Below are 25,861 nucleotides of genomic sequence, written 5' to 3'. Positions count from 1 at the left end.
GCTCACTGTGACTCCTGGTCGAAGAGAACCCCGGGGTTGAGGATGCCCCGGGGGTCGAAGGACTGCTTGATCCGGCGCATCAGCTCGATCTTCGCCGGGTCCTCCAGCTCGAGGAAGTGCGCCTTCTTGGCGTGGCCGATGCCGTGCTCGCCGGAGATCGAACCGCCGGCGGCCATGCCGGCCGCGAAGATCTCATGCAGCAGCGCGCGGCGCTTCGCCGGGTCCTTCTGGAAGATTCCCAAGTGGACGTTGCCGTCCCCGGCGTGCCCGCAGCCGACCGCGCCGGACTCGGCGGCGAGGGCCAGTTCGCGCACCTTGGTCAGGAAGGCGGGCATCTCCGCCCGCGGGATCACCACGTCGATCACGTCGTCCGCGCCGACCGACTTCGCCGTCCAGAAGGCGTTCTCACGGGCCTCGATCAGCTTGCGCGCGGACGGGCCTTCCAGCACGTACACGTCCGCGGCACCCAGTCCGGCGAGCAGTTCGCCGAGCGTCTGGACGTCCTCGTCCAGCCGGTCGTGGTCGCGGTTTTCCAGCGCCACCACCAGGTACGCCTGCGAGGCGTCTCGGACCTCGTCGGGCACGCCGAGCGCCAACTGTTCTTTGTAGACGATCGCGGCCATGGTCAGGATGTCGATGTACTCCAGGATGTGCGGGTCCAGCCCGCTGGCGATGATCTTCGGCACCGCGCGCATCACCTGGCCGAGGTCGCCGAACGGGGCGAGCACGGTGGCGCCGTGGGGCAGGCGCGGGTGCAGCCGCACGATCACCTCGGTGGCCAGCGCGAGCGTGCCCTCCGAGCCGATGATCAGCTGGGTGAGGTCGTAGCCGGTGGAGGTCTTGGTGGTCTTGCCGCCGGTGCGGATGAGTTCCCCGCTGGGCAGTGCGGCCTGCAGGCCGAGGACGTTGTGCCGGGTGACGCCGTACTTCACCGCGCGCATGCCGCCCGCGTTCGTGCCGACGTTGCCGCCGATGCTCGCGCTCAGTTCGCCGGGGTAGACGGTGTAGGACAGCCCGGCCGCGGCGGTCTTCTCGTCCAGTTCGGCCAGGGTGACGCCGGGCTGCACCACGGCGACGTGGTTGTCGGCGTCGATTTCGAGCACCTGGTTCATCCGCTCGAAGGAGATGAGCAGGCTGTCGGGTCGCGGGCGTGCCGCGCCGGACAGGCCGCTGCCCGAGCCACGGGCGGTCACCGGCACCCGGTGCTCGCTCGCGGCCTTGAGCAGTTCCGCGGTTTCCTCCGCGGTGGCCGGTTTGGCCACGTAGAGGGGTTTCTCCGGCTCCACCGTGAGGCATTCGTCGTGGGCGTAGTCCTCGCCCACGGCCTCCCCGGTGAGCACGTTGGCTTGGCCGACGATGTCGGCGAGGCGTTGTTCGAAACCGCTGTTGTTCATGACGGTGTCGACCGTCCTCTCACCTCTGCGCCGAGACCTGGTTACCGCAGGGTAGTACGGGGTGGACGGAATCCGCTATGAAACCTTTTCACGTTTGGGAGTGGGTGGTGGGGCCGCCCCGGTTTTTTAGTGTGACTACGGCGAAGACCTCGATGTCAAGGCGGGAAAGATGCCTTGACATCGAGGTCTTCGCCGTGTTTTTGGCTGTGGACCGGGGCGGGGTGGGGGGTCTGGGCGGGTCCTCCGGTGGGGTACCCGGGCGGCGGTTGCTTTGGGGGCTGCGGTGTCACGAATGTGGCTTTGGGGGCCGAATCCGCCCCGAAAGCCACATTCGTGACATCGCGGGGTGCGTGAGTGTGTGGTTCGGGTGTTTGGGGGCTTAGGGTTCTGCGCGGGCGAAGGAGAGTGTTTCGCCTTCGACGCCGCGGAGCCAGAGGTCCTGCGCGGCCGCGGCGATCTCGGGCAGGCCTTCCTCGATCGTGGCGAACACGTTGCCGGGCACCCAGCCCGCGTCGCCGTTGATCAGGAGGTTGTTGCGGCCGTAGAAGATCGCGAGGTCGGTGGCGCCCTGGTCGCTGTGGGCCTCGCTGCCTTCGTCGTAGCCGTACGCCGGGTTGCCGATCTCCCACGCCTCGAAGCCGAAGTACACGACATCACCCGGGATCGGGGTGACGGTCGGGTTCTCCCGGCCCGGCTTGGGCTGGGCGAACGGCGGCACGAGCGTGTAGACCTCGTTGCGCGCGTACTTCGCGTGGTAGGCCGAACCGCTCTGCGGCAGCGCGTTCCACACCGCTTCGCAGGTGCGCGGGGCTTCGGCGTCGAGCAGCCGGGCGCGGCAGGAAACGCCGCGCTTGTCCAGCGTGATGGTGATGTAGCGGGCCAACGAAGGTTCTCCTCAGCTCTTGGTGACGGTGTCGACGACCTCGGCCCAGATGCCCAGCGCCTCGTCGACCTGCTCGGCGGTGACCACCAGCGGCGGGATCATCCGGACCACGTTCATCCAGGCACCGCAGGTGAGCAGCAGCAGCCCGCGCTCGGCGGCGGCCTTCTGCGCGGCCTGCGCGGTGACCGTGTCCGGCTCGCCGTCCGCGGTGGTGAACTCCGAGCCGACCAGCAGCCCGAGCCCGCGCACGTCGCCGATCGCCGGGGTCTTGTCCCCGATCAGGCGGGCGCCGTCGAGCAGCTGCGTGCCGCGCTCGGCGGCGTTGGCGACCAGGCCCTCTTCGGCGATCACGTCGAGCGTGGCGCAGGCCGCCGCGCACGAAACCGCGTTGCCGCCGTAGGTGCCGCCCTGCGAACCCGGCCACGCCTTCGCCATCAGCTCCTGCGAAGCGGCGATGCCGGACAGCGGGAAGCCGCTGGCCAGGCCCTTCGCGATCAGCACGATGTCCGGGCGGACGTCGAAGTGGTCATGGCCCCAGAACTTGCCGGTGCGGCCGAACCCGGTCTGCACCTCGTCGAGCACCAGCAGGATGCCGTGCTTGTCGGCGCGCTCGCGCAACCCGGCCATGAACTCGGTGTTCGCCGGCACGTACCCGCCCTCGCCGAGCACCGGCTCGACGAAGAAGGCGGCGACCTCGTTCGGCGCGGTGATCGTGGCGAACAGGTAGTCCAGCTCACGCAGGGCGAACTTCGTCGCGGTCCGCTCGTCCCAGCCGTAGTGGTAGGCGTACGGGAACGGCGCCACGTGCACGCCCGACATCAGCGGCGAAAAGCCCGCGCTGAACCGCGTGCCCGAGGTGGTCATCGACGCGGCGGCCACGGTCCGGCCGTGGAACCCACCCTGGAACACGATCACGTTCGGCCGCCCGGTCGCCTGGCGCGACAGCCGCAGCGCGGCTTCCACCGCTTCACTGCCGGAGTTCGAGAAGAACAGCGAGTCCAAACCGGACGGCAGCACGCCGCCGAGGCGCTCGGTCAGCTCGAGCAGCGGCTTGTGCATCACGGTGGTGTACTGCCCGTGGATCAGCTTGCCGATCTGCTCCTGCGCGGCCGCGACCACTTTGGGGTGGCAGTGGCCGGTGCTGGTCACCCCGATGCCCGCGGTGAAGTCCAGGTGCCGCCTGCCTTCGCTGTCGAACAGGTAGGTGCCCTCGCCGTGGTCCACGACGACCGGGGTGGCCTGCTTGAGCAGGGGGGAGAGCTGGGCCATGGCAGCGGTGCTCCTTTGGACGAAGGTTGCGTGCGCGGCCGGTCGGGTAGCCGACCGGGTGCACGCCGAGGATCTCTTGTCGATTGTTGACAATATGCATAGCATGGCCCTCGGACCGGGCGCAATGAACGCGGACAGGAGCGGTAGTGATGGGCGAGATCAGCGAGGCCGGGGTCGTCGACACGGTCGCGAAGGAACTTTTCATCGGCGGCAAGTGGACCGCCGCGGAAGGTGGCCGGACCTTCCCGGTGCTCGATCCGTCCACGGGTGCGGCGCTGTGCGAGGTGGCCGACGCCTCGCCGGCGGACGGCATGGCGGCGCTGGAAGCGGCGTCGGCCGCGCAGGCCGAGTGGGCGAAGACGGCACCGCGCGAACGCGGCGAGATCCTGCGCCGGGCCTACCAGGCGCTGGTGGACCGCACCGAGGAACTCGCGCTGCTGATGACACTGGAGATGGGCAAGCCGCTGGCCGAATCGCGGGGCGAGATCGCCTACGCCGCGGAGTTCTTCCGCTGGTTCGCCGAGGAGGCGGTCCGGATCGGGGGCGACTACTCGGTGGCGCCCAACGGGTCCGGGCGGTTCCTGGTGGCCAAGCAGCCGGTCGGGGTGTCGCTGCTGATCACCCCGTGGAACTTCCCGATGGCGATGGGCACGCGCAAGATCGGCCCGGCGGTGGCGGCCGGCTGCTCGATGATCATCAAGCCCGCCGCGCAGACGCCGCTGTCGATGCTGGCGCTGGCCGACATCCTGGCCGAGGCCGGGCTGCCCGAAGGCGTGCTGAACGTGCTGACCACCAGCGACTCCGGTGGCGTGATGGAGCCGCTGATCCGCGACGGCCGGGCGCGCAAGCTGTCCTTCACCGGATCCACCGCGGTCGGCCGGAAGCTGCTGGAGCAGTGCGCCGACAAGGTGCTGCGGACCTCGATGGAGCTGGGTGGCAACGCGCCGTTCATCGTCTTCGACGACGCCGACCTCGACGCCGCGCTCGAAGGCGCGATGCTGGCGAAGATGCGCAACATCGGCGAGGCCTGCACCGCGGCCAACCGGATCTACGTGCAGAAGGGCGTCGCCGCCGAGTTCGCCCGGCGGCTGACCGAGAAGATGTCCGCGCTGCCGATGGGCCGCGGCACCGAGGACGGCGTGGTGGTCGGCCCGCTGATCGACCAGGCCGCGGTGGACAAGGTCAGCGGCCTGGTCCGCGACGCCGTCGACCGTGGTGCCAAGGTGCTCACCGGTGGGGCCACTGTGGACGGTCCGGGGAACTTCTACCAGGCCACCGTGCTCACCGAAGTACCGCTGGACGCGGAGATGGCCACCGAGGAGATCTTCGGCCCGGTGGCGCCCATCTACCTCTTCGACACCGAGGACGAGGTGCTCGCCGCGGCAAACGACACCGAATACGGCCTGGTCAGCTACCTCTACACCAGTGACATCAAGCGGGCGCTGCGGGTTTCCGAGCGGCTCGAGTCCGGCATGGTCGGGCTGAACCAGGGCCTGGTGTCGAACCCGGCGGCGCCGTTCGGCGGCATCAAGGCGTCCGGGCTGGGCCGCGAGGGCGGCAAGTTCGGCATCGACGAGTTCCTGGAGACCAAGTACATCGCGGTGAGCCTGTGACCGAGTACAAGATCGCGAGCATCCCCGGCGACGGCATCGGCGTCGACGTCACCCTCGAGGCCCGCAAGGTGCTCGACCGCGCGGCGAGCCTGAACGGGTTCTCCCTGCGGTGGACCGAATTCGACTGGAGCTGTGAACGGTTCGCCGAGACCGGGCGGATGATGCCGGAGGACGGGGTTTCGCAGCTGTCCGCGTTCGACGGGATCTTCCTGGGCGCGGTCGGCTTCCCCGGGGTGCCGGACCACGTTTCGCTGTGGGGCCTGCTGATCCCGCTGCGGCGGGCGTTCGCGCAGTACGTGAACCTGCGGCCGGTTCGGTTGCTGCCGGGGACCACGTCGGTGCTGGCCGGGCGGTCGGCGGACGAGTTGGAGATGGTGATCGTCCGGGAGAACTCCGAAGGCGAGTACTCCCAGCTGGGCGGGCGGCACAACACCGGGCAGCCGGGGGAGTTCGTGCTGCAGGAGTCGGTGTTCACCAGGGTCGGGGTGGAGCGGATCATCCGGTACGCCTTCGAGCTGGCGAAGACCCGCAGCGGACGGGTGTGCTCGGCGACCAAGTCGAACGGGCTGATCCACTCGATGCCGTACTGGGACGAGATCTTCGCCGAAATCGCCGCCGAGTACCCGGGTGTCCACAGTGAACAGTGCCATGTGGACGCACTGGCGGCGCGGATGGTGCAGCAGCCGGACCGGCTGGACGTGGTGGTCGCGTCCAACCTGTTCGGCGACATCCTCAGCGACCTGGCCGCGGCGGTGACCGGCGGGCTGGGCATGGCCCCGTCGGGCAACATCAACCCGCCGGGCGAGCACCCGTCCATGTTCGAAGCGGTGCACGGCAGCGCGCCGGACATCGCCGGCCAGGGCATCGCCAACCCGGTCGCCCAGGTGCTCGCCGGCGCCATGATGCTCGACCACCTCGGCGAACCCGGCGCGGCGCGAGCCATCAACTCGGCCGTCGAAAAAGTACTCGCCGACGGCTCGGTGACCACCCCGGACCTCGGCGGCAACTCCACCACCACCGACCTGGGCACCGCCATCGCCGATGCCCTGACCTGACCGGCCTGGTGCCACAAATGTGGCTTTGGGGGCCGAATCCGCCCCCAAAGCCACATTCGTGTCCCCCCACCCGGGACCGCCCGCCCGCCTCAGCGCGGGGTTCGCCTTCCTGAACGTGGAACTCGCGCGCCCCAACGTGGAACTCGCCTTCCTGAACGTGTGGTTCGGCTTCCTGAATGTGAGACTCGCCCCGAGCACCCGCCCCGGCGAGTCCCACACTCCGGAAGCCGAACCCCACACCCAGGAGCCCGAGTTACACACTCAGGCACCCGAACTGCACGTTCAGGAAGCTGAGTTCGACACTTGAGTGGGCGCGCCCACTGCGGCGGGGGATCGGCGCAGGGCGGCGGCGGTGAGGGCGAGGGAGCCGGCCAGGCACAGCCAGGCGAAGACGTCGCCGATTGAGCTGTAGACGGTGGCGGTACGGGGCTGGAGAGGAAGGTTCGCGACCAGAGTCTGTTGGTCGGTACGGAACCAGTCGGTCTCCGCGAGTACCCGGCCTTGCGCATCCACAGCGGTGGACAAGCCGTGGGCTGAATCGCGCAGCATCGAGTAGCCGTATTCGACGTTGCGGAAGACGGCCTTTTCCGCGTGCAGCTCGGAGAACTCGGCCCAGTCGTTGGCGGGGACCAGCAGCAGGTCCGCGCCCTTGTCCGCGGCCTGGCGCATGAGGTGCGGGAAGTCGGCGTCGTAGCAGATGGCGCCGGCGATCCGGCCGTACGGGGTGTCCACAGTGGGCAGCTCACCGGGGCCGGGGGTCATCGGCTCCATGGGCGTCGGCTCGCTCTTGTCGTAGGTCCAGGCGACCTGGCCGTCGGGGGTGATCATGGTGCTGACGTTGCGGATGTTGGGTGCCTCGCCGGTGTACAGGGCGTAGGCGATGTTGACGTACGCGCCGGTTTCCCTGGCGATCACGGCGGTGCGGTCGAGCAGGTCGCGGTGGTCGCGTTCGAGGACGCGGGCGTGGGTTTCCGGCCACAGCACGATCTTCGCGCCCGCCCGGGCCTGGGTGCGGGTCTGCTCGAGCAGGTCGTCGGTGACCGGGGCGAAAGCCGCGCTGGTGGCTCGCGGGTCGGCGGCCACGACGTCCGCGGCTCGCCAGTACTTGAGGTCCATTGTGGACTGGGCGGCCGAGGAACGCTGGTCGGCGGCACGGGTGGGGCTCACCGCGGCGACGCGCACGGACTGCTCGGTGGGTGCGAAGAAGACGAGCCGGGCGCCACCCGCGGCGAAAACGGCCGCGAGCACGACGCCGTAGACCACGAACTTGCGTGCGTTGCGGGTTTCCCACGCCCACACGGCCGTCGAGGCGAACCAGCCGATGAGGAACGTGATGCCGTAGACACCGGTGACCGACGCGAGTTGCAGGAGCGGCAGGTTGGCGTGCTGGGTGGAGCCGAGCGCGCCGTAGTCACCGAAGCGGATGAGCACCGGGAACAGGTATTCGGCGGCGGCGAGCACGGTCGGGAAGACGAGGGTGCCGAGGAAACCGGGCAGTCGCGGGGTGAGCAGCCGGTGCGCGACGAACGCGAGCCACTGGAGCAGCGTGAGCGCGGCGAAGGCGAGCAGCGCCTGGGGGACGAAGAGCAGCGAGGTCGCGGCGAGCCAGACGACCATGCCGATCGCGAGCGCGCCGAGCACCTTGAGCAGCCCGCGGCGCGCGGTGAACAGGAGCAGCGGGATGGCGAACAGCCACGCCGCGAGGGGACTGGCCCAGTTGGTGTGCACGGTCAGGACGAGCAGCGCCACTCCGGACCACCAGAGCCACTTCGATTCGGTCACCAGCCGACGGTACGAAGCGGGACCGGGGCGCCACAGTGCCCGAAGGACCCCGCCGACCCCCCACTTTCGTCAGGTGTGCCGCTGACATCGCGCGAGGGTCAGTGCAGCGAGGTGCCCGGCAGTAGGCGTTGGATGGCGTCTTCCATGTGGACTTCCAGCAGCTTCAGCACGGCTTCTTCGTCATCCGCCCGGATGGCCTTGATGAGCTGGTTGTGCTCGTCCACCCGTTCCTCGACCCGCTGGTAGGTCTGCTGCAGCATCGACAGGCACATCCGCGTCTCGATCAGCAGGGTCTGCGTCATCCGCATGAGGCGACGGCTGCCGGATTCGGCGACGAGCACCTCGTGGAAGCGCAGGTCCGCGTCCGACAGGGCGGTCGGGTCGTCTTCGCTGGCGGCGGCCTCCATCGCGCGGACGATCTCGTCCAGTGCGGCGGCGGCTTTCTCCCGGTCACCGCGCATGATGCGGATGGCCGCGGCCCGCTCGATCGCGGTCCGCGCGACGTAGATGTCGTACACGTCGTCCGGCTCGAGGTCGATGACGAACAGCCCGCGGTGCCGTTCGCTGCGCAGCAGGCCTTCCGAAACCAGCCGCTGCATCGCCTCCCGCAGCGGCCCGCGCGAGACCTGGAACCGTGAAGCCAGTTCCGTCTCACCCAGTTGCGTGCCGGGTGGCAGCGCGCCGTTCATGATCGCGTCGCGGAGCTGCCGCGCGATGATGCCCGCGGTGGACTCCCGGCTCACCGGTTCGATGTCGGCCAGCGGCATGTCAGTTTCCCTTTTCCCGGACCGTTCTCGTGAACAGAGCTCCCAGCTCGCCGGACGTCACCGAGACGCCGGCCTGCCGGAGACCTTCCCAGATGGTCACCTGGTTCGCGGTGAGAACCGGCTTTCCGAGCCGGTTTTCGATGGCTCCGAGCACGCCGAGCGTGCGCATCGCGGTGTCCGGCACCAGCACGGCGTCGGCGTCCGGGTGGTCGTGCGCCACCGCCAGCTCGACCACCGCCTCCGGGCTCAGCTCGCCGACCTCGGCGGCGGTGTCGATGCCCGCGCTCGACATGGTCAGCACCTCGACCCCGCCCGCGCCGAGGAACTCGACGAACAGCCGCGCCACGTCGTCGGGGTAGCTGGCGGCGACCGCCACCTTCCGCACGCCGAGCGCCTTGGCCGCCTCGACGAACGCGAAGGAAGTGCTGGTGGACGGCACCCCGGCGGCTTCGGCGAGCTGCTCGGCCTGCTGGCGCGCGCCGTCCCAGCCGTACACGAAACTGCCGCTCGTGCACGCCCAGACCACCGCGTCCGGCTGGTGCTCGGCCAGCAGCGCGGCGCCTTCCTTGAGGCGTTCGGGACTGCCGAGGTCGAGCAACTCCGGCACGGCGTGCAGATCGGTGCCGTAGATGTGCTCGACCGGCAGCCGGAATCCCGCGCCGAGGAGGCGTTCGGCCAGCGGGTAGTCGTCCTCGGCCGCGTGGTCGGGGTAGATGAAGCCGATCGTGGTCAAGCTCGGACACCTCCTGCAGATTGTCGACAATCCTACCGAACCACGCTAGGGCACGTCACGCAACCACTTCCCCGGCCCGACGATCGGCAGGTTCATCCGCTTCAGGCAGGCCCACATGGTGAGCTGGTTCGCCGTCAGCACCGGCTTGCCGAGCGCCGCCTCCAGCGGCTCGATCAGGTCGAAGGTCGGCAGGTTCGTGCAGCTGACGAACACCGCCTCGGCCTCGGAGTGGTCGGCGGCGAGGATGCGTTCGGCGATGGTCCGGTAGCTCACCTTCCAGATGCCGCCGCCGAGCCCGAGGTGGTCACTGGACACCGTTTCCACGTCCAGTTCGGTCAGGAACTCGTGCAGCTTCCCGGTCAGGTCCTCGTCGTACGGCGTCAGCACCGAGACTTTGTGCAGGTCGAGCCCCTGCAGCACCTCGGCGAGCGCGCCGGAGGTGGTGATGGCGTCGGGCGCGCCGGCGTCGCAGATCGCCTTGCACAGCGAACGCTCGTAGTCGATGCCGTTGACGAAGCTGCCCGACGTGCACAGGTACGCGACCACCTCTGGTTCCACGTGAAGCACGTCACGGGTGGCGGCGGCCAGGTGCCTGCTGTCGCTGACCAGCTGGGCCATCTCCATGCTCACCGGCACGGGTTCGTAGGGCGTGCGGGCCAGGTGGAGTGACACTTCCATCGGGACCCAGCGCCACAGTTCGCGCTCCAGCGCGAGGTCGAAGGGGGCGATCACGCCGATGCCCCGCTGGGCGAGCGGGCCGTCGAACACGGGCATTTCGAAATCCAAGGCCAAGCCTCCGCGGTGACGTCTTGGGGAATGCAGAGAGCCTCCGGGGTGGCTCCTCGGATTGTTGACAATCATACGACCGGTCCATACCGTGTCAACGGTGATCGGCACGGAATCCCCGGTGCTGGCGGTGCTGTGCGGCGACCGGCACCCCCCGGACATGGACAGCATCGAGCATCTGGCCACGGTGCGTTATACCGGCGAGGCGGGTTTAAAGAAGGCGTTACACGGCGCTGACATCCTGTTCGTCTACGACTTCCTCTCCACCGCCGTGCCCGGCGCGTGGGAGGCTGCGGACCGGCTGAAGTGGCTGCACATCGCCAGCGCCGGCGTCGATCCGGTGCTGTTCCCCGGTCTCCGCGAGAGCGACGTGGTGCTGACGAACTCGCGTGGGGTCTTCGACGACGCCATCGCCGAGTACGTCCTCGGGGTGGTGCTCGCCTTCGCCAAGGACTTCGCCCGCTCGCGCCAGTTGCAGCAGGAACGCACGTGGCTGCACCGCGAGACCGAGCGGATCGCCGGCCGTCGTGCGCTGGTGGTCGGCACCGGCCCGATCGGCCGGTCGATCGCGCGCCTGCTGCGGGCCGCCGGGCTGGACGTGGCCGGTGCCGGACGCACCGCGCGGGACGCCGATCCCGACTTCGGTGTGGTGCGGCCGTCGGCCGAGCTGACCGATTACCTGGGCGAATACGACTACGTGGTCGCGGTGGCGCCGCTGACCGAGCAGACCAAGGGCATGTTCGACGCGCGCGCGTTCGCCGCGATGAAGCCCGGCTCGCGGTTCATCAACGTGGGACGCGGTGAGCTGGTGGTCACCGCAGACCTGATCGCGGCGCTGCGGGACGGCCGCCCGGCCGGTGCGGCGCTGGACGTGTTCGACACCGAGCCGCTGCCCAATGACAGTCCACTGTGGAGCATGGAGCAGGTGCTGATCTCCCCGCACATGTCCGGCGACTTCCTCGGCTGGCGCAACACCCTGGTCGAGGTGTTCGCCGGGAACTTCGAGCGGTGGCGGACCGGGCAGCCGCTTCGTAATGTCGTGGACAAGCGTCTGGGCTACGTGCCGTCAGGCAGCAACTGAGGAGGACCATGAACGAGTCGGGGACCCTGCTGACGGCCAGTGAGCTCGTCGCGGCCTACGGGTCCGGCGAGCTGTCGCCGGTGGAGGCGACGCAAGCCTCCCTCGACGCGATCTCCGAGCGCGACGGTGAGCTCAACGCCTACTGCCTCGTCGACCGTGATTCCGCGCTGGAGCAGGCGAAACTGGCCGAGCAGCGGTGGCGCGACGGCAATCCGATCGGCTGGCTGGACGGGGTGCCGACCTCGGTCAAGGACATGTTCCTCAGCCAGGGCTGGCCGACGCAGCGGGGTTCGCGCTGCATCGACCCGGCCGGGCCGTGGGAGGTCGACAGCCCGGTCACCGCGCGCCTGCGCGAGCACGGGCTGGTGCTGCTGGGCAAGACGACCACGCCCGAGCTGGGCTGGAAGGCCGTCACCGACAACACGCTGAACGGCATCACACGCAACCCGTGGAACCCCGAACTGACCGCGGGCGGTTCGAGCGGGGGTAGCGCGGCGGCCGTCGCGGCGGGCATGGGTGAGCTGTCGGTGGGTACCGACGGCGGTGGTTCGGTGCGGATCCCGGCTTCGTTCTGCGGCATCGTCGGGTTCAAGCCGACGCACGGGCGCATCCCGCTGTTCCCGGCGAGCCCGTTCGGGCCGCTGGGGCACGCCGGTCCGATGGCCCGGTCGGTGGACGACGTGGCGTTGCTGCTCGACGTGCTCGCGCTGCCGGACCACCGCGACCCGTCGGCGCTGCCGCCGCCGGTCAGTTCCTACCGCGAGGCCGTGCGGCGGGACGTGCGCGGGGTGAACGCCGCGTACTCGGCGAACCTGGGTTACGTGGACGTCGATCCGGAGATCTCGCGGATCGTGCTGTCCGTGGTGGCCGCGCTGGACGAGGCGGGGCTGCGGGTCGAGGAGACGGACCCGGGGTTCGCGGATCCGCTGGACGCCTTCGACGTGCTGTGGTCCACGGGGGCGGCGAAGTGGCTGGACACCTTCCCCGAGGGGGCGGCGGAGCTGATCGACCAGGGGCTGCGGAAGGTCTGGGACCACGGGCACACCTTCTCGGCGAGCGACTACCTCGAGGCGAGCGCGGTGCGCGCCGCGCTGGGCATCCACATGGGCGAGTTCCACCTGCGCCACGACGTGCTGATCACGCCGATGATGCCGATCTCGCCGTTCGAAGCCGGGCACGACGTGCCGCCGGGCAGCGAGTACCGGAGCTGGCCGGAGTGGACGCGGTTCACCTACCCGTTCAACCTGACGCAGCAGCCGGCGATCAGCGTGCCGATCGGGTTCACCGCGGCGGGACTGCCGGTGGGCCTGCAGATCGTCGGGCCGCGGCACTCGGACGACCTGGTGCTGGCGGTGGCGAAGCTGGTCGAAGAGGTCAAGCCGTGGGCGACGGACCGCCCGGCGGCACCGCGGCGCTGACCCGGCTAGGTGGCGGCCGGTGGCGGTGGCACCGCGCCGGTCAGGTCACTGGGGTGCGCGGTCCGGCGGGTCAGCGTGCGGATCTGCTTGCTGCACAGGGCGAGCGCGGTGCTCACCAGGACGAGCACCGCGCCGGCCAGCAGGGTGGTGTCCGCGCCGAAGCGCTGCGCCAGCGGGCCCGCGGCGATCTCGCCCACCGGCATCGCGATGAAGGAACCCAGCATGTCGTAGGAGTACACGCGCGCCAGCTTGTCCTCCGGGATGTTCTCCTGCAGCGACACGTCCCACGCGACCACGAACTGCTCGATCGCGATCCCCGCCAGGAACATGGTGACCAGCAAGGGGATCAGCTGCGGTAGCTCGGCCAGCGTGATCAGCGGGATCGCTTCGACGCCGATCACCGCCACGCCGATCAGCAGTGCGTGCCGCGGTTGCCAGCGCGCGGCGAGCACGCCGCCGATGAAGGCGCCCAGTGTCTGCGCGGCCAGGATGAAACCCCAGGCGGCACGGCCCACGGTCGCGTCCGCCACCGTCGGGCCGAGTACCGCGTGCCCGCCCATGATCACCGCGTTGACCACGGTGAACTGCGCGACCACCACCCACACCCACGAGCGGGCGATGAACTCGCGCCAGCCTTCGGCCAGGTCCTTGAGCGGGTGCGTCCGTTCGGCCCGCACGCGCTGGGCGAGCCGCACACCCCGGTAACCCGCCGCGGACAACAGGAAGATGGCCGCGTCGATCGCGATGGCCCAGCCCGCCCCGAGTCCGGCGGCGAGCATGCCGCCCAGCGCGGCGCCCAGGATGCGGCCGGTGTTCGACCCCATGCGCGCCAGCGCGTTCGCCGGGGTGAGCAGGCCGGCGGGTACGGTCTGCGGGGTCAGCGAAGCCGCGGCGGGCAGGGACATCGCGCTGACCGCGCCGTTGAGCGCGCTCAGCCCGAGCAGCAGCGGGATGGAGGCGAAGCCGCCCAGCACGCTCGCGGCGATCAGGCCCTGCGTGACCGCGGCCGCGAGGCCGGTGCCCTGCAGGATCACCGCCCGCGGCAGGCGGTCGGCCAGCACCCCGCCGAACAGCAGCAGGATCACGTTCGCCAGCGACCGGACGCCGACCACCAGGCCGAGGTCGACCACCGAACCGGTCAGGTCGAGCACCGCGAACGCCAGTGCGACGGGCGCGATCGCGTTGGCCAGTTCGGCGCCGGTCCGCCCGGCGAGCAGCCACCGGAAACTCCGGTGCCGCAACGGTTCCCGCAGGCTCATGACCTGGTCATTTCGAACAGTGCGACGGTGGCGCTCACGCGGCGCGTGCCCGGCGAGCGGGGTGGGCGCGCGGCCGCGTGCAGGATTTCCCCGAGCTGGTGCGCGACTTCCACGGCCCGGTCCCAGTCGGCGGGCGCGAGCCAGACCTCCGCGTCCGTGATCGCGGAGCGTCCGCTCGGCACACGGCTCTCGGTGCGTCGCCGCAGCTCATCGGCCAGGGTCGCGGCGAACAGCTGCTCGGCTTCCGGGTCGTCGTGGTCCCACGGCGGGCTGCCGCCGGGCACGTGCCGGTAGCGCTTGGCGAGTCCACCTTGGATCCGCACCTCTTCGGCGATCACCAGCAGGCCCGCTTCGTGCAGCCGCCGCAGGTGGTAGCTCACGTTCGCCTGCGTCTCGCCCAGTTCGCGCGCGGCCTCGGCGGCGCTCATCGCGGTGCCCGTGAGCAGCGACAGGATGCGCAGGCGCAGGGGGTGGGCGAGCACGCGCAGCCCGACCAGCTCGGCTTTCTCCGACATGGGGCGAGTATCGGAGTAGCCACGAGCAACTGTCAAATGAATCTTTGGGGGTTGTCCGGCTCAGAGCGTGAGCAGGGTGCCGTCGAGTGGGAGGTGGGCCCCGGCGGCCAGGATCTCCTGGTGCTCCGGGGAGTCCGGGGCCAGTGCCGGGTTCGTGTTGTTGAGGTGCGTGTAGGCCCAGCGCGTGCCAGGGCGGTTCCGGACGCGGGCGAGGCTCTCGGTGATCGGTACGTGGCCCATGGCTCGCTGCGCCTGCGAACCGACTCCGGCGTGCGTCGCCCCGGACATCTCGTCGGCCGCGTAGAAGGTGCCGTCGAGCAGCACGTGGTCCGCGCCCGCCACGAACTCGTCGAACCCCGGTGGCCACGTCGCCAGGCAGGGCGCGTAGACGAAGACGCCGCCGGTCGACGGGTCCTCGATGCGGTAGGCGACCACCCATGGGCCGTCCACAGTGGAATCACGCGCGTACTTGGGCTTCTTGTCGCTGACCGGCAGCGCGGACACCCGCAGGCCGCCGATCTCCGGAGGAACCGCCGAGAAGGTCCAGTCGCCGTACCGGCCCACCGGCAACGCGCCGCGAAGGGCGTGCAGCGCGGCACCCGGCCCCCAGACGCCGAACGACGGCGCCTCCCGCAACATGACCAGGCCCAGCGTGTGGTCCAGTTCGGCGTCCGTGACCAGTGCGCCGCGCAACGGGGTCTCGCGCGGACCCGGTCCGGCGCGCAGTTCAGCCGAGGCCAGGATCTGGGCGCGGATGTCCGGTGAGGCGTTGATCAGGTACCACTCGCGGCCGTCCGCGCTGACCGCCACACAGTCCTGGGTCCGGGGTGGAGCGTCCGAAGTGCACAGTGCGCACGCGCAGTTCCATTGCGGGAAGCCACCTCCGGCGGCTGTCCCGAGCAGCAGCACCTTCACCGCGGCACCCGCCGCAGGACCAGTTCCGGCTCCACCGCGGGCGGGGGCGCGGCGAGGATGAGGTCGACGATCTCGCGGTCCGGGGACCGCGAGCAGACCGGATCGGTCGACGCCGCGTCACCGGTCAGCAGGAACGCCTGGCACCGGCAGCCGCCGAAGTCGGCGCCACGCCGATCGCAGGACCGGCAGGTCTCGCTCATCCAGTCCTCGCCGCGGTAGGCGTTGAAGGAGGTCGAGCCGTACCAGATGTCGTGCAACGGTTTCCGGGTCACGTTGTCCAGGTCGAGCGTGGTGATCGCGGTGGCCGCCGGGCACGGCAGCACATCGCCGTTCGGCGCCACGGTCAGCTGCCGCGCGCCCCAGCCGTACATGCACGGCTTCGGGTACGGCTCGTAGTAGTCGGCGACCACGTAGATGATCTCCATGGTGCCGCGCAGGCGTTCGGTCGCGGCCCGGACGATCGGCTCGGCGACGGCGAGTTGCTCGCGCGTCGGCATCAACGCGGTCCGGTTCTTCAGCGCCCAGCCGTAGTACTGCGTGTTCGCCAGTTCGAGCCGGTCGGCGCCCATGCGCTCGGCGAGTGCGATGATCCCGGCCAGCTGGTCGTGGTTCTGCTTGTGCAGCACCACGTTCACGCTCAACGGCAACCCGGAGCGCTTGATCAGCGCGGCGGCGGCGAGTTTGTGTTCGTGCGCGCGGGTGCCGGCGAGCCGGTCCGCGCGTTCGGCGTCCGCGCCCTGCACGGAGAGCTGGATGTGCGCAAGGCCGCGGTCGGCCAGGTCGTCGAGGCGCTTCTCGGTCAGGCCGAGACCGCTGGTGACCAGGTTGACGTAGCAGCCGAGGTCACTCGCGTGCGAGACCAGTTCCGGCAGGTCCGGCCGGGCGAGCGGTTCGCCACCGGACATGTGCACCTGGAGCACACCGAGGTCCCGCGCCTGCGACAACACGGAAAGCCATTGCGCGGTGTCGAGTTCGCCGTCCCTGGTGATCAGTTCGATCGGGTTGGAGCAGTACGAACAGTGCAGCGGACAGCGGTGGGTCAGCTCGGCGAGCATGCCCAGTGGCGGTTCGGCGGGCTTCACGTCCATTCGACCACCCGCCGTTCCTCCAGCCGGGACAGCACCCCGCTGATGTCCGCTTCCCGCACGCCGCGGTACTTCCGGCCGAGCGCTTCGGTGATGTCGGCGACGCTGGTCTCCCCGTCGCAGAGTTCGAGCACGGCGGCGGCGGTCTTGTTCGGCACCAGCACGCCTTCGGGGAACAACAGCACGTGCGTCTCGCGGACCTTGTCGTAGGTGAGCCGGACACCGCGGCGCAGTCGGGGTTTCACGCTCACTCCTTGCTCGCGGCGCGCTCGATGGCGTCCAGGATGGACCAGAGCACGTCGCACTTGAAGGACAGCGCGGCGAGCGCGGCTTCCTGTTGCTCCCGCGTGCGGCAGTGGGTCAGCACGAGGTCCACTGTGGCCTGTCCTTCACCGGACACCGCGTCGATGCGGTTGGTGAAGTAGGCCAGGTCGGTGCGGTTGATCCAGTCGTAGTTGGCCAGCATGTCGGCCACCCGGCGCTTCATCAGGTGCCCGGAGAACATCTCGGTGAGCCCGGACGCGACCGCCTCGATCCACGGCTTCGTCCTGGCGAAGTTCACGTAGGCGTCCACGGCGAACCGGACGCCGGGCGCGACGTGCCGCTCGTCCAGCACCTCCTCACGGCTGAGGCCGACCGCCTCGCACAACCGCAGCCAGCGCTCGATGCCGCCTTCGCCCGGCGCGGCGCCGTCGTGGTAGACGAGCCGGGGCAGCCACTGCCGCCGCACCTCGGGCAGCGGGCAGTTGCTGATGATCGCGGCGTCCTTCTGCGGGATCATGCGCTGGTAGTACCAGCGGTTCGCGGCCCAGACCTTCAGCTCGTGCTCGGACAGTTCGCCCGCGTGCATCCGGTGGTGGAACGGGTGGGTGCCCCAGTAGCGGTGGGACAGTCCACGCAGGGCGGCGTCGAACTCTTCCTGGCTGAGCGGCGCGCTCATGGGACCTCCGGGTCGCGCTGGGGGAGCGGGCGAGGAGGCGGGGGCACGCCGGCCCCCGCCCGCCCGTCACTCCATGCGGGCCGCGTAGGCCGTGACTTCCATCGGGGTCTCGTACTCGACGAAGTCCGGAGTGGTCCAGACCTCAGTGGGTTCGATCATGCTGACTCCTCGGATCTCTGCGGACCGGGCATGACGACCCTAGAAGCGCCGCCGGACCGAAATCTAGGGAAGTCAGCTAATTTCTGACTGGTGTCAACCCTGCGTCCCGCTGATGGAGTAACAAAGCCGCGCTGAGGTCACCGAGGGTGAGCCACACAGTGATCCGATGACTCGCGTGTCAGGGTTTGGCGACCGCGCTCTCCAGCTCGGCCAGCGCGGTGTCCAGGTGGGTGAGGATGCGCTGCAGGTGCGGCACGCTGCGGCGGCAGCCGGTGATGCCGAAGTCCAGGTTGTCCCCGTTGCTGGTCAGCGTGATGTTCAGCGCCTGCCCGTCGAGCAGCACCGAAGCCGGGTAGACCCCGTCGAGCTGCGCGCCGTTCCAGTACATGGTCCGGCGCGGGCCCGGCACGTTCGAGATGACCAGGTTGAACGGCGGGCGCGTGTTGTTGACGAACCCCGGGATGGTGGACGCGCCGAGCGGGGCCACGTTGATGCCCGAGAGGATCAGCGCCTGCAACGGGGTGAGGTCCTTGAAGATGCGCTTGCCGTCCCGCATGGACTGGTGGATCACCTTGAGCCGGTCGGCCGGGTCGCTGCGGTCGGTGGCCAGGTTGCACAGCAGCGCGCCGACCGCGTTGCCCGAGGCCTCGCCGGCGTCGCCCTGCTTGCGCATGGAGACCGGCACCATCGCGACCATCGCGGTGTCCGGCAGCGCCCGCTGCTCGATCAGGTAGTCGCGCAGCGCACCGGCGCACATCGCCAGCACCACGTCGTTGCGCGAGACCCCGGCGGCGGTGGCGATCCGGCGGACGCGGTCGAGGGACCACGACTGCGCGGCGAACCGCCTGGCACCGCCGATCGGCACGTTGAGCATGGTCTTCGGGGCCTGCGTCGGCAGGGTGAGGCTGTGCTCTCGGAAGGCTTCTCCTGCCACCTTCACCGCGGCCTGCGGTAGTTTCGCCAGCTGGCTCAGCGACTGCCGGGTGCCGGTGAGCAGGGACAACGGATCGCGGCGGGAGCGCCGCACGGTCTTGGACTTCGGCCCGCCCCACGGCGGCGGCGAGTCGCGTTCGTCCGGGCTCTCGCTGAGCGTCGCCTGCATCTGACGCAGGGCGGACACGCCGTCCATCAGCGCGTGGTGGACCTTGCTGTACAGCGCGAACCGGTCGTCCTGCAGGCCTTCGACCAGGTGGACCTCCCACAGTGGACGGTGGCGGTCGAGCAACGTGCTGTGCCAGCGGCCGGTCAGTTCCAGCAGCTCGCGGATGCGGCCCGGCTGCGGTAGCGCGGAATGCCGGAAGTGGTAGTCCAGTTCGAGTTCGACGTCCTCGGCCCAGGCGGCGTAGCCCATGGTGTTCACCGGGCGGGCGGGGCGGCGGCGGAAGGCGCGGCGGACCTCCGAGCGGTCGAGCAGCCGCCGCCGGATCTCGCTGAGGTAGTCCGGCCCGGCGTCCGCCGGTTTGCGGAACAACTGGAGGCCGCCGACGTGCATCGGGTGCTCGCGGGACTCCACCAGGAGGAACATCGAGTCGGTCACGGGCATCAACGGCATAACCGGCCACCTCTCCTCACGCACCCGGTTTCCACCGGAGGGCCGAGTCTACGCATGGTTGGGGCTGAGGAAAGCCCTGGAACGACCGTAGTCTGCGGGCATGGCGGAGTTGCCGGAGCGGGCGGGCGTGGTGATCGTCGGCGGCGGGGTGATCGGCGTGAGCAGCGCTTTCCACCTCGCCGAAGCGGGTGCGGACGTGCTGTTGCTGGAGCGCGGCGCACTGGGTGCCGGGTCGACGGCCAAGGCGGCCGGCGGGGTCCGGTCCTCGTTCACCAGCCGCGTCAACATCGAATTGGGACTGCGCGGGCTGGCCGAGTACGAGCGGTTCGCGGACCGGTTCGGCCAGGAGATCGACTTCCGGCGCGACGGCTACCTGTACCTGATCACCGAGCCCGCCGACCTGCCGGTGTTCGAAAGCGGCGTGCGACTGCAGAATTCGTTCGGGGTGCCGAGCCGGATCATCGACGCGACCGAGGCGAAACGGCACAATCCGCTGATATCGGTCGAGGGGGTGCACGCCGCGGTGTGGTCGCCGGAGGACGGTCGTGCCACGCCGGATTCGGTGGTGCAGGGGTACGCGCGGGCGGCTCGCGCGCGGGGCGCGACCCTGCGCACCGGGGTCGAGGTCGAGGGCATCGAGCGCGACGGTGACCAGATCCGCGCGGTGCGGACTTCGGCAGGGGTGGTCCGGACCGGGGTGGTGCTGTGCGCGGCCGGGGCGTGGTCGGCGCGAATCGGTGAGCTGGCGGGCTGCCCGCTGCCGGTGCGGCCGGAGCGGCGGGAGGTGGTGTTCACCGGCCCGATCGGCGGCCTGCCGGAGTCGGTGCCGCTGACCGTCGAGATGCCCTCGGCGTTCTACCTCCACCGCGAGGGGCCGGGACTGGCGCTTTCCTTTCCCGGCGGGGGATCCGAGTGGCTGCCCGCGCTCGCGGAACTGGCCGCGCGCCGGGTCCCGTCGGTGCTCGACGCGGGTATCCGCACCACGTGGTCCGGGTTGTACGAGGTCACGCCGGACCGGAACCAGGTGGTCGGCGAGGCGGCCGGGGTGTCGCGCTTCCTCTACGCCACCGGGTTTTCCGGCCACGGGTTCCAGATGGGCCCGGCGATCGGCGCGGTGCTGCGCGACCTCTACCTGGGCCGTCCGCCGGAGATCGACGTCTCGGAACTGGACGTCCGCCGATTCGACCGTCCCCCGGCGACACCCCGGGAGCACCACGTCGTCTAGGAACCTTCGCGTCGCTACTGTCTGATCGTTCAACGATTGCGTAGGGTGTGACGTTGTGCCGGTAGTCAGCCATGCCAAGCCGAAGTCCGGGGCCGATCAGCTCGCCGATGCGCTGGGTGAGCTGGGCGTCGAGGTCGCCTTCGGCTTGCCGGGGGTGCACAACCTCCCGATCTGGGAGGCGCTCGCGTCGACCGGGGTGCGGCTGCTCGGCGTCCGCCACGAGCAGACCGCCGGGTACGCCGCCGACGGGTACGCCCGGGCCACCGGCAAGCTCGGCGTGGCCATCGTGACCACCGGGCCCGGCGCGGCCAACACGCTCGCCGCGGTGGGGGAGGCGCAGGCGTCCGGCTCGCCGGTGCTGGTCATCGCCACCGACATCCCGTCCACGCTCCGCCGGCCCGGGGTGGTGCGCGGGGTGCTGCACGAGAGCAGCGACCAGGCGGCGTTGTTCGCGCCGCTCACCAAGCGCCAGTTCACCGTCGCCGCGCCGGAGGAGATCGCCGGCACGACGCTCGAGGCGGCCCGGCTGGCGCAGCAAGCGCAGAGCGGCCCGGTCTACCTCGGCATCCCCACCGACTTCCTCACCGCCACCACCAAGCGCGCGCCCGACCCGGTCCACCACACGCCGGTCAGCGAGCCGCTCGACCTCGGCCGCGCACGCGAGTTGTTCGAGCGCGCCGAACGGCCGCTGATCTGGGCCGGTGGTGGTGCCCTGCGAGCCGGTGCCGGTGCGGTGATCGGCGAACTGGCGGAGAAACTGGCGGCCCCGGTGCTCACCACCTTCGGCGCCCGCGGCCTGCTCCCGCCCGAACACCCCTGCCTGGCCCCGAACTCGGTGCACAGCCCGGAGGTCGGCGCGCTCTGGGACGAGGCCGACCTGGTGCTCGGCATCGGCACCGACTTCGACGGCCTGATGACCCAGAACTGGCTGATGCCCCCGCCGCCGACGCTGATCACGGTGAACGTCGACGCCGAGGACGCGGCCAAGAACTACCAGCCGGAACTGAGCCTGATCGGGGACGCGCGCGAGGTGGTCACCGCGTTGCTCGGGGAACTGCCGCAGAAGGACGGGCAGGAGCGGCTCACCGCGCGCCTGCGCCGGATCAGCGCGGCGATCCGGCGGCGCATCCGCGAGGACGAGCCGCAGGCCGCCGACTTCCTCGGCACGCTGGAGGAAGTGCTGCCCGAGGACACCATCCTGATCGCGGACATGTGCGTCGCGGGGTACTGGATCGGCGGGTTCCACCGCATCCCGGGACCGCGCAAGCTCGCCTACCCGATGGGCTGGGGCACGCTCGGCTTCGCCTTCCCCGCCTCGCTCGGCAGCGCGGCGGCCGGGACCGGGCGCGCGGTCTGCATCACCGGGGACGGCGGTTTCCTGTACGGCGTCGGGGACCTGGCCACCGCCGCGCAGGAGAACCTGCCGGTCACCGTGGTCGTGGTGGAGGACGGCGGGTACGGGATGCTGCGGTTCGACCAGGAGCAGGCCGGGCTGCCCGCCCGCGGGGTCGACCTGGACGGCCCGGACTTCGTCGCGCTGGGCAAGTCGTTCGGCCTGCGGTCCGAACGGGTGCAGGGTTTCGGCCGGGCCTTCCGCCGGAAGCTGGGCGCGTTCATCCAATCCGACGAAGCGAACCTGCTGGTGGTCGAGGCGGCGATGCGCCCGCCGCTCAACACCTCACCGCGCTGGTACCGGAAGGAGCGAGGATGACGTTGCGGGTGGGGGTGGACATCGGTGGCACGTTCACCGATCTCTGCGTGCTGGACGATTCCGGCGTCGTGGCCATCGGCAAGACGCTGACCACGCACGACGAGCCCGCGAGGGCGGTGGAACAGCTGCTGGTCAGCACGCTGCCCGATCCGTCCCAAGTGGACAAACTGGTGCACGGCACCACGCTGGTCACCAACGCGCTGATCGAGCGCAAGGGCTCGAAGCTGGCGCTGCTCGCCACCGCGGGTTTCCGCGATGTGCTGGAGATGCGCCGGGAACACCGCTACGAGCTGTACGACCTGCAGATCGAACTGCCCGAGCCGCTGGTGCCGCGCCACCTCCGGTTCGACGTGCCGGAACGGATCCTCGCGGACGGCAGCGTGCAGCTCCCGCTCGACGAGGAGTACGTGGCCCGGCTCGGCGCCGAACTGGCCGAGCGCGGCATCGAAGCGGTGGCCGTCTGCTTCCTGCACTCCTTCACCAATCCCGACCACGAACGCCGCGTGCGCGAGGTGCTGGCCGAGGTGGCGCCGCGGTTGCGGGTGGCGCTGTCGTCGGAGGTGGTGCCGGAGATCCGCGAGTTCGAACGGTCCTCCACCACCGCCGCGAACGTCTACGTGCAGGACCTGACCGAGCGCTACCTGCGAGATCTCGAGCAGCGGGTGCACCGGATCGGCATCGGCCCGGCCCCGCACATCATGCTGTCCAACGGCGGGATCGCCACGGTGGACACCGCCGCGCGCTACCCCATCCGCATCCTCGAATCCGGGCCGGCCGGCGGGGCGCTGGCGGCGTCGGCGTTCGGGGCCATCGCCGGGGAGGCCGACCTGCTCGCCTTCGACATGGGCGGCACCACGGCGAAGCTGTGCCTGATCTCCGACGGCGCGCCGCTGGTCACGCACGAGTTCGAAGTGGACCGGGTGTACCGGCTGCTGCCCGGGTCCGGGTTGCCGGTGAAGGTGCCGGTGACCGACATGATCGAGATCGGCGTGGGCGGTGGCTCGATCGCCCGCATCGACGCGCTCGGCCTGCTCACCGTGGGCCCCGATTCGGCGGGTTCCGAGCCGGGGCCGGTGTGCTACGGCCGCGGTGGCACCGAACCCACGGTCACCGACGCAGACCTGGTGCTCGGCTACCTCGACCCCGGCTACTTCCTGGGCGGGGAGATGACCCTGGACCTGGACGCGGCCCGCGAGGTCATCCGGCGCGAGATCGCCGAACCGCTGGGCGTGGACCTCGCCGAAGCGGCGTACGGCATCCACGCGCACGTCAACGAGGACATGGCCAACGCCGCGCGGGTGCACGCGGTGGAACGCGGCAAGGACCCGGCGCGGCTGCCGATGTTCACCTTCGGCGGTGCCGGGCCGGTGCACGGCGTCGGCGTGGCACGGGCACTGGGCGCACGGCAGGTGGTCGCCCCGCCCGCCGCGGGCGTGATGAGCGCGGTCGGGTTCCTCACCGCACCACTGGCCTTCGACTTCGTCCGGACGTCGCGCGTGAGCGTCGAAGAGCTGAGCTGGTCCGAAGTGGACGCTCTGTTCGCCGAGATGGAACGCGAGGGTGAGGAACTGCTCAAGGCGTCCGGCGTGGACGTGGTGACGCACAGCCGGATCGCCGAAATGCGATACGCGGGCCAGGGTTACGAGATCCGCGTGCCGGTGAAACAGGGCGAATGGCCGGCCTCCCTGGTGGTGGACTTCACCGAGGCCTACCGCGAGCTGTACCGCCGGACCGGCCCGGACGTCGGCGTGGAAGTGCTGAACTGGCGGGTGGTTTCGTCGGGTCCGGTGCCGAAGGTGAACCTGCGGCTGAACGTGGAAGCCGGGACCGGGGACGCGCGCAAGGGCAGCAGGCAGGCGTACTTCCCCGGTGGATTTGTCGACACCGCGGTGTATGACCGCTACCGGTTGCGGGACGGCGACCGGATCGAGGGCCCGGCGATCCTCGAAGAGCGTGAGTCCACTTTGGTCATCCCGCCGGGTGCGGTGTGCACCGTGCGGGCCGACGCCAGTCTGGTGGTGACCCCGTGAGCGTGGACCCGATCCTGGTGGGTGTGGTCGGCAACCGGCTGCACTCGATCCTGGCCGAGCAGCAGAACGCGCTGGTCAACACGGCCTTCTCGTCCGTGGTCCGCGAATCGCTGGACCTGGCGTGCGCGGTGTTCGACTCACGCGGGGAGATGATCGGGCAGTCGGTCGGCGGGACGCCGGGGCACATCAACGCGATGGCCACCGGCATGCACCACTTCGTCGCCGCCTATCCGCCGGAGCGGCTGGAGCCCGGCGACGTGCTGCTGACCAACGATCCGTGGCAGACGGCCGGGCAGATCAACGACATCACCGTCGCCACCCCGGTCTTCCACCGGGGCCGGGTGCTCGCGTGGTTCGCTTCCTGTTGCCACGCCCCGGACATCGGCGGGCGGCTGGTCTCGGCCGAGGCCAACGAGGTGTTCGAAGAGGGCCTGCGGCTGCCGATCCTCAAGTTCGTCCGTGCCGGTGAGGTGAACGCCGAGCTGGAGGCGATCATCCGCGCGAACGTGCGCACGCCCGAAGAAACCATCGGTGACCTGTACGCGCAGGTGGCGGGCAACGCCGTCGGCGCGGCGAGCCTGGTGCGCCTGGCCGAGGAGTTCGAGCTGGACTCCATCGACGAGATCGCCGCCGAGATAATGAACCGGTCGGAGCGGGCGTTGCGCGACGCCATCGCCGCGTTGCCGGACGGCACCTTCCGCAGTGAGCTGCGCACCGACGGGTTCGGCGACGAAGAGGTGCGTCTCAAGGTCGCGCTGACCGTGCGCGGCGAGGACATCGACATCGACTTCGCCGGGTCGTCACCGCAGAGCAAGCACGGCATCAACGTGGTGCTCAACTACACCAGGGCGTATGCCTCCTTCGCGGTGAAGGCGGCCATTTCCCCCGGTGTGCCGCACAACGCGGGCTCGTTCCGGCCGGTGCACGTGACCGCGCCCGCCGGTTCGGTGCTCAACTGCCTGCCGCCCGCGCCGGTCGCCTCCCGGCACCTGATCGGCCACTTCCTGCCGTCGCTGCTGATCGGCGCGCTGGACGGGCGGATGGCGCACAGCGCCGACGCGCTCTGGATGACCATCTGGCGTGGACAGTCGCAAGTAGACGGCCGCGAGTTCATGCTGAACGTCTTCCAGACCGGCGGCATCGGCGCCAGGACCACCAAGGACGGGCTGAACACCACCGGCTTCCCGAGCGGGCTGCGGGCCACGCCGACCGAGGTGATCGAGACCATGGCGCCACTGGTCCAGACCCGCCGGGTGCTGCGCACCGACTCCGGTGGCGCGGGCACCTACCGCGGTGGACTCGGGCAGTCGACCACGGTGACCGCACGCGGCGAGATCTCCTGGAGCGTCAACGGGAACGTCGACCGCACCAGCTCACCGGCGACCGGCGTGCACGGCGGCCTGGACGGGGCGCCCGGCCGGTTCGGGCTGGCCGACGGCACCGACCTCCCCGGCAAGCGGCGGGTGCCGCTGGCGCCGGACGCCGAGGTCGATGTGGTGCTGCCCGGCGCCGGTGGCTACGGCGACCCGTCGGAGCGCGACCCGCGGCGGGTGCTCATGGACGTGGTCGACGGCTACGTGTCGATCGAGGCCGCCAGGGACGTCTACGGCGTCGAAATCCGCTACACCGGCAGGCCGGACGCGCTGGTCCGGCTGCCCGACGACTACGAGATCGTGGAGAGGGACTGAA

Annotated in this window: 23 protein-coding genes; 8 read left to right on the top strand and 15 right to left on the bottom strand. The window is 70.3% G+C overall.

Translation table 11 applies throughout. The annotated features are described in order from the left end of the window. Positions 1–2: 2 nt before the first annotated feature. The 3 genes from JOM49_RS00660 to JOM49_RS00650 all read right to left on the bottom strand — a co-directional run bounded on the left by JOM49_RS00660 (position 3) and on the right by JOM49_RS00650 (position 3,546). Entirely contained in the window at positions 3–1,394 is a 1,392-nt protein-coding gene (locus tag JOM49_RS00660) for an FAD-binding oxidoreductase (RefSeq protein WP_209662242.1), read from the bottom strand. Between the two features lie 379 nt (positions 1,395–1,773). Continuing rightward, positions 1,774–2,277: a DUF3830 family protein gene (locus tag JOM49_RS00655; protein WP_209662241.1), complete on the bottom strand. Its 504-nt coding sequence runs from the start codon at positions 2,275–2,277 to the stop codon at positions 1,774–1,776. A gap of 12 nt (positions 2,278–2,289) precedes the next feature. Continuing rightward, positions 2,290–3,546, bottom strand: a complete 1,257-nt coding sequence (locus JOM49_RS00650; RefSeq protein ID WP_209662240.1) for an aspartate aminotransferase family protein — start codon at positions 3,544–3,546, stop codon at positions 2,290–2,292. Between the two features lie 149 nt (positions 3,547–3,695). On the opposite strand from JOM49_RS00650, the gene JOM49_RS00645 reads away from it, so the two are divergent. Together JOM49_RS00645 and JOM49_RS00640 are read left to right on the top strand one after the other, a co-directional pair. Continuing rightward, positions 3,696–5,159, top strand: a complete 1,464-nt coding sequence (locus tag JOM49_RS00645) for an NAD-dependent succinate-semialdehyde dehydrogenase (protein ID WP_209662239.1) — start codon at positions 3,696–3,698, stop codon at positions 5,157–5,159. Continuing rightward, a complete protein-coding gene (locus JOM49_RS00640; protein ID WP_209662238.1) occupies positions 5,156–6,214 on the top strand; it encodes a tartrate dehydrogenase in 1,059 nt (352 codons plus the stop codon). Before JOM49_RS00645 ends, JOM49_RS00640 begins: the two co-directional genes overlap by 4 nt. 282 nt (positions 6,215–6,496) lie before the next feature. Here the strand turns inward: JOM49_RS00640 and JOM49_RS00635 are convergent, their stop codons facing one another. From JOM49_RS00635 to JOM49_RS00620, 4 genes are all read right to left on the bottom strand, one after another. After that, positions 6,497–7,996 carry an apolipoprotein N-acyltransferase gene (locus tag JOM49_RS00635; RefSeq protein WP_209662237.1) on the bottom strand — a complete coding sequence of 500 codons (1,500 nt, stop codon included), beginning with the start codon at positions 7,994–7,996 and terminating at the stop codon, positions 6,497–6,499. Positions 7,997–8,094: 98 nt separating this feature from the next. Then, positions 8,095–8,763, bottom strand: coding sequence for a GntR family transcriptional regulator (locus JOM49_RS00630; RefSeq protein WP_209662236.1), 669 nt, complete (start codon positions 8,761–8,763; stop codon positions 8,095–8,097). 1 nt (position 8,764) lies between these two features. After that, positions 8,765–9,496 carry a maleate cis-trans isomerase family protein gene (locus tag JOM49_RS00625; protein ID WP_209662235.1) on the bottom strand — a complete coding sequence of 244 codons (732 nt, stop codon included), beginning with the start codon at positions 9,494–9,496 and terminating at the stop codon, positions 8,765–8,767. A 45-nt stretch (positions 9,497–9,541) separates the two neighbouring features. After that, complete coding sequence (locus JOM49_RS00620) at positions 9,542–10,270, bottom strand: maleate cis-trans isomerase family protein (RefSeq protein ID WP_372443951.1); 729 nt, start codon at positions 10,268–10,270, stop codon at positions 9,542–9,544. Positions 10,271–10,382: 112 nt separating this feature from the next. Between JOM49_RS00620 and JOM49_RS00615 the strand changes: the two genes are divergently transcribed. Together JOM49_RS00615 and JOM49_RS00610 are read left to right on the top strand one after the other, a co-directional pair. Next, positions 10,383–11,363 carry a D-2-hydroxyacid dehydrogenase gene (locus JOM49_RS00615; RefSeq protein WP_209662233.1) on the top strand — a complete coding sequence of 327 codons (981 nt, stop codon included), beginning with the start codon at positions 10,383–10,385 and terminating at the stop codon, positions 11,361–11,363. 8 nt (positions 11,364–11,371) lie between these two features. After that, positions 11,372–12,781 carry an amidase gene (locus JOM49_RS00610; RefSeq protein WP_209662232.1) on the top strand — a complete coding sequence of 470 codons (1,410 nt, stop codon included), beginning with the start codon at positions 11,372–11,374 and terminating at the stop codon, positions 12,779–12,781. A gap of 5 nt (positions 12,782–12,786) precedes the next feature. Here JOM49_RS00610 and JOM49_RS00605 read toward each other — a convergent pair whose 3' ends face one another. From JOM49_RS00605 to JOM49_RS00570, 8 genes are all read right to left on the bottom strand, one after another. Beyond that, positions 12,787–14,040 carry an MFS transporter gene (locus tag JOM49_RS00605; protein ID WP_209662231.1) on the bottom strand — a complete coding sequence of 418 codons (1,254 nt, stop codon included), beginning with the start codon at positions 14,038–14,040 and terminating at the stop codon, positions 12,787–12,789. Further along, complete coding sequence (locus tag JOM49_RS00600; RefSeq protein ID WP_209662230.1) at positions 14,037–14,555, bottom strand: ArsR/SmtB family transcription factor; 519 nt, start codon at positions 14,553–14,555, stop codon at positions 14,037–14,039. Before JOM49_RS00600 ends, JOM49_RS00605 begins: the two co-directional genes overlap by 4 nt. Positions 14,556–14,615: 60 nt before the next feature. Further along, positions 14,616–15,470, bottom strand: a complete 855-nt coding sequence (gene pqqB, locus JOM49_RS00595; protein ID WP_209662229.1) for a pyrroloquinoline quinone biosynthesis protein PqqB — start codon at positions 15,468–15,470, stop codon at positions 14,616–14,618. Beyond that, positions 15,467–16,558 (bottom strand): pyrroloquinoline quinone biosynthesis protein PqqE, encoded by a 1,092-nt coding sequence (gene pqqE, locus JOM49_RS00590; RefSeq protein WP_209662228.1) that lies wholly within the window; start codon positions 16,556–16,558, stop codon positions 15,467–15,469. Before pqqE ends, pqqB begins: the two co-directional genes overlap by 4 nt. Then, complete coding sequence (gene pqqD / locus JOM49_RS00585; RefSeq protein WP_209662227.1) at positions 16,549–16,806, bottom strand: pyrroloquinoline quinone biosynthesis peptide chaperone PqqD; 258 nt, start codon at positions 16,804–16,806, stop codon at positions 16,549–16,551. Before pqqD ends, pqqE begins: the two co-directional genes overlap by 10 nt. Further along, on the bottom strand, positions 16,803–17,495 hold the full coding sequence (pqqC, locus tag JOM49_RS00580) for a pyrroloquinoline-quinone synthase PqqC (RefSeq protein WP_209662226.1): 693 nt from the start codon (positions 17,493–17,495) through the stop codon (positions 16,803–16,805). The genes pqqD and pqqC overlap by 4 nt, the downstream gene beginning before the upstream one ends. A 66-nt stretch (positions 17,496–17,561) precedes the next feature. Continuing rightward, on the bottom strand, positions 17,562–17,654 hold the full coding sequence (pqqA, locus tag JOM49_RS00575; RefSeq protein ID WP_209662225.1) for a pyrroloquinoline quinone precursor peptide PqqA: 93 nt from the start codon (positions 17,652–17,654) through the stop codon (positions 17,562–17,564). Positions 17,655–17,832: 178 nt separating this feature from the next. Beyond that, a complete protein-coding gene (locus JOM49_RS00570; RefSeq protein ID WP_209662224.1) occupies positions 17,833–19,206 on the bottom strand; it encodes a WS/DGAT/MGAT family O-acyltransferase in 1,374 nt (457 codons plus the stop codon). A gap of 100 nt (positions 19,207–19,306) precedes the next feature. On the opposite strand from JOM49_RS00570, the gene JOM49_RS00565 reads away from it, so the two are divergent. From JOM49_RS00565 to JOM49_RS00550, 4 genes are read left to right on the top strand one after another with little or no spacing between them, the layout of a single operon-like run. Next, positions 19,307–20,431, top strand: coding sequence for an NAD(P)/FAD-dependent oxidoreductase (locus JOM49_RS00565; RefSeq protein ID WP_209662223.1), 1,125 nt, complete (start codon positions 19,307–19,309; stop codon positions 20,429–20,431). 55 nt (positions 20,432–20,486) lie between these two features. Continuing rightward, on the top strand, positions 20,487–22,142 hold the full coding sequence (locus JOM49_RS00560) for a thiamine pyrophosphate-binding protein (RefSeq protein ID WP_209662222.1): 1,656 nt from the start codon (positions 20,487–20,489) through the stop codon (positions 22,140–22,142). Then, positions 22,139–24,172: a hydantoinase/oxoprolinase family protein gene (locus JOM49_RS00555; RefSeq protein WP_209662221.1), complete on the top strand. Its 2,034-nt coding sequence runs from the start codon at positions 22,139–22,141 to the stop codon at positions 24,170–24,172. Before JOM49_RS00560 ends, JOM49_RS00555 begins: the two co-directional genes overlap by 4 nt. After that, positions 24,169–25,860, top strand: coding sequence for a hydantoinase B/oxoprolinase family protein (locus JOM49_RS00550; protein ID WP_209662220.1), 1,692 nt, complete (start codon positions 24,169–24,171; stop codon positions 25,858–25,860). The genes JOM49_RS00555 and JOM49_RS00550 overlap by 4 nt, the downstream gene beginning before the upstream one ends. Position 25,861 lies beyond the last annotated feature (1 nt).

Origin of the sequence: Amycolatopsis magusensis (genome assembly GCF_017875555.1) — a bacterium.
Lineage (GTDB): Bacteria > Actinomycetota > Actinomycetes > Mycobacteriales > Pseudonocardiaceae > Amycolatopsis > Amycolatopsis magusensis.
The sequence above is the reverse complement of the archived record's forward strand: the minus strand, read 5'-3'. Positions and strand labels throughout refer to the sequence as shown.

Coding starts and splice junctions, on each gene's coding strand:
- JOM49_RS00660 (WP_209662242.1), bottom strand. CDS start 1,394: ATGAACAACAGCGGTTTCGAACAACGCCTCGCCGACATCGTCGGCCAA.
- JOM49_RS00650 (WP_209662240.1), bottom strand. CDS start 3,546: ATGGCCCAGCTCTCCCCCCTGCTCAAGCAGGCCACCCCGGTCGTCGTG.
- JOM49_RS00645 (WP_209662239.1), top strand. CDS start 3,696: ATGGGCGAGATCAGCGAGGCCGGGGTCGTCGACACGGTCGCGAAGGAA.
- JOM49_RS00630 (WP_209662236.1), bottom strand. CDS start 8,763: ATGCCGCTGGCCGACATCGAACCGGTGAGCCGGGAGTCCACCGCGGGC.
- JOM49_RS00620 (WP_372443951.1), bottom strand. CDS start 10,270: ATGCCCGTGTTCGACGGCCCGCTCGCCCAGCGGGGCATCGGCGTGATC.
- JOM49_RS00610 (WP_209662232.1), top strand. CDS start 11,372: ATGAACGAGTCGGGGACCCTGCTGACGGCCAGTGAGCTCGTCGCGGCC.
- JOM49_RS00605 (WP_209662231.1), bottom strand. CDS start 14,040: ATGAGCCTGCGGGAACCGTTGCGGCACCGGAGTTTCCGGTGGCTGCTC.
- JOM49_RS00600 (WP_209662230.1), bottom strand. CDS start 14,555: ATGTCGGAGAAAGCCGAGCTGGTCGGGCTGCGCGTGCTCGCCCACCCC.
- pqqE (WP_209662228.1), bottom strand. CDS start 16,558: ATGGACGTGAAGCCCGCCGAACCGCCACTGGGCATGCTCGCCGAGCTG.
- pqqC (WP_209662226.1), bottom strand. CDS start 17,495: ATGAGCGCGCCGCTCAGCCAGGAAGAGTTCGACGCCGCCCTGCGTGGA.
- pqqA (WP_209662225.1), bottom strand. CDS start 17,654: ATGATCGAACCCACTGAGGTCTGGACCACTCCGGACTTCGTCGAGTAC.
- JOM49_RS00570 (WP_209662224.1), bottom strand. CDS start 19,206: ATGCCGTTGATGCCCGTGACCGACTCGATGTTCCTCCTGGTGGAGTCC.
- JOM49_RS00565 (WP_209662223.1), top strand. CDS start 19,307: ATGGCGGAGTTGCCGGAGCGGGCGGGCGTGGTGATCGTCGGCGGCGGG.
- JOM49_RS00555 (WP_209662221.1), top strand. CDS start 22,139: ATGACGTTGCGGGTGGGGGTGGACATCGGTGGCACGTTCACCGATCTC.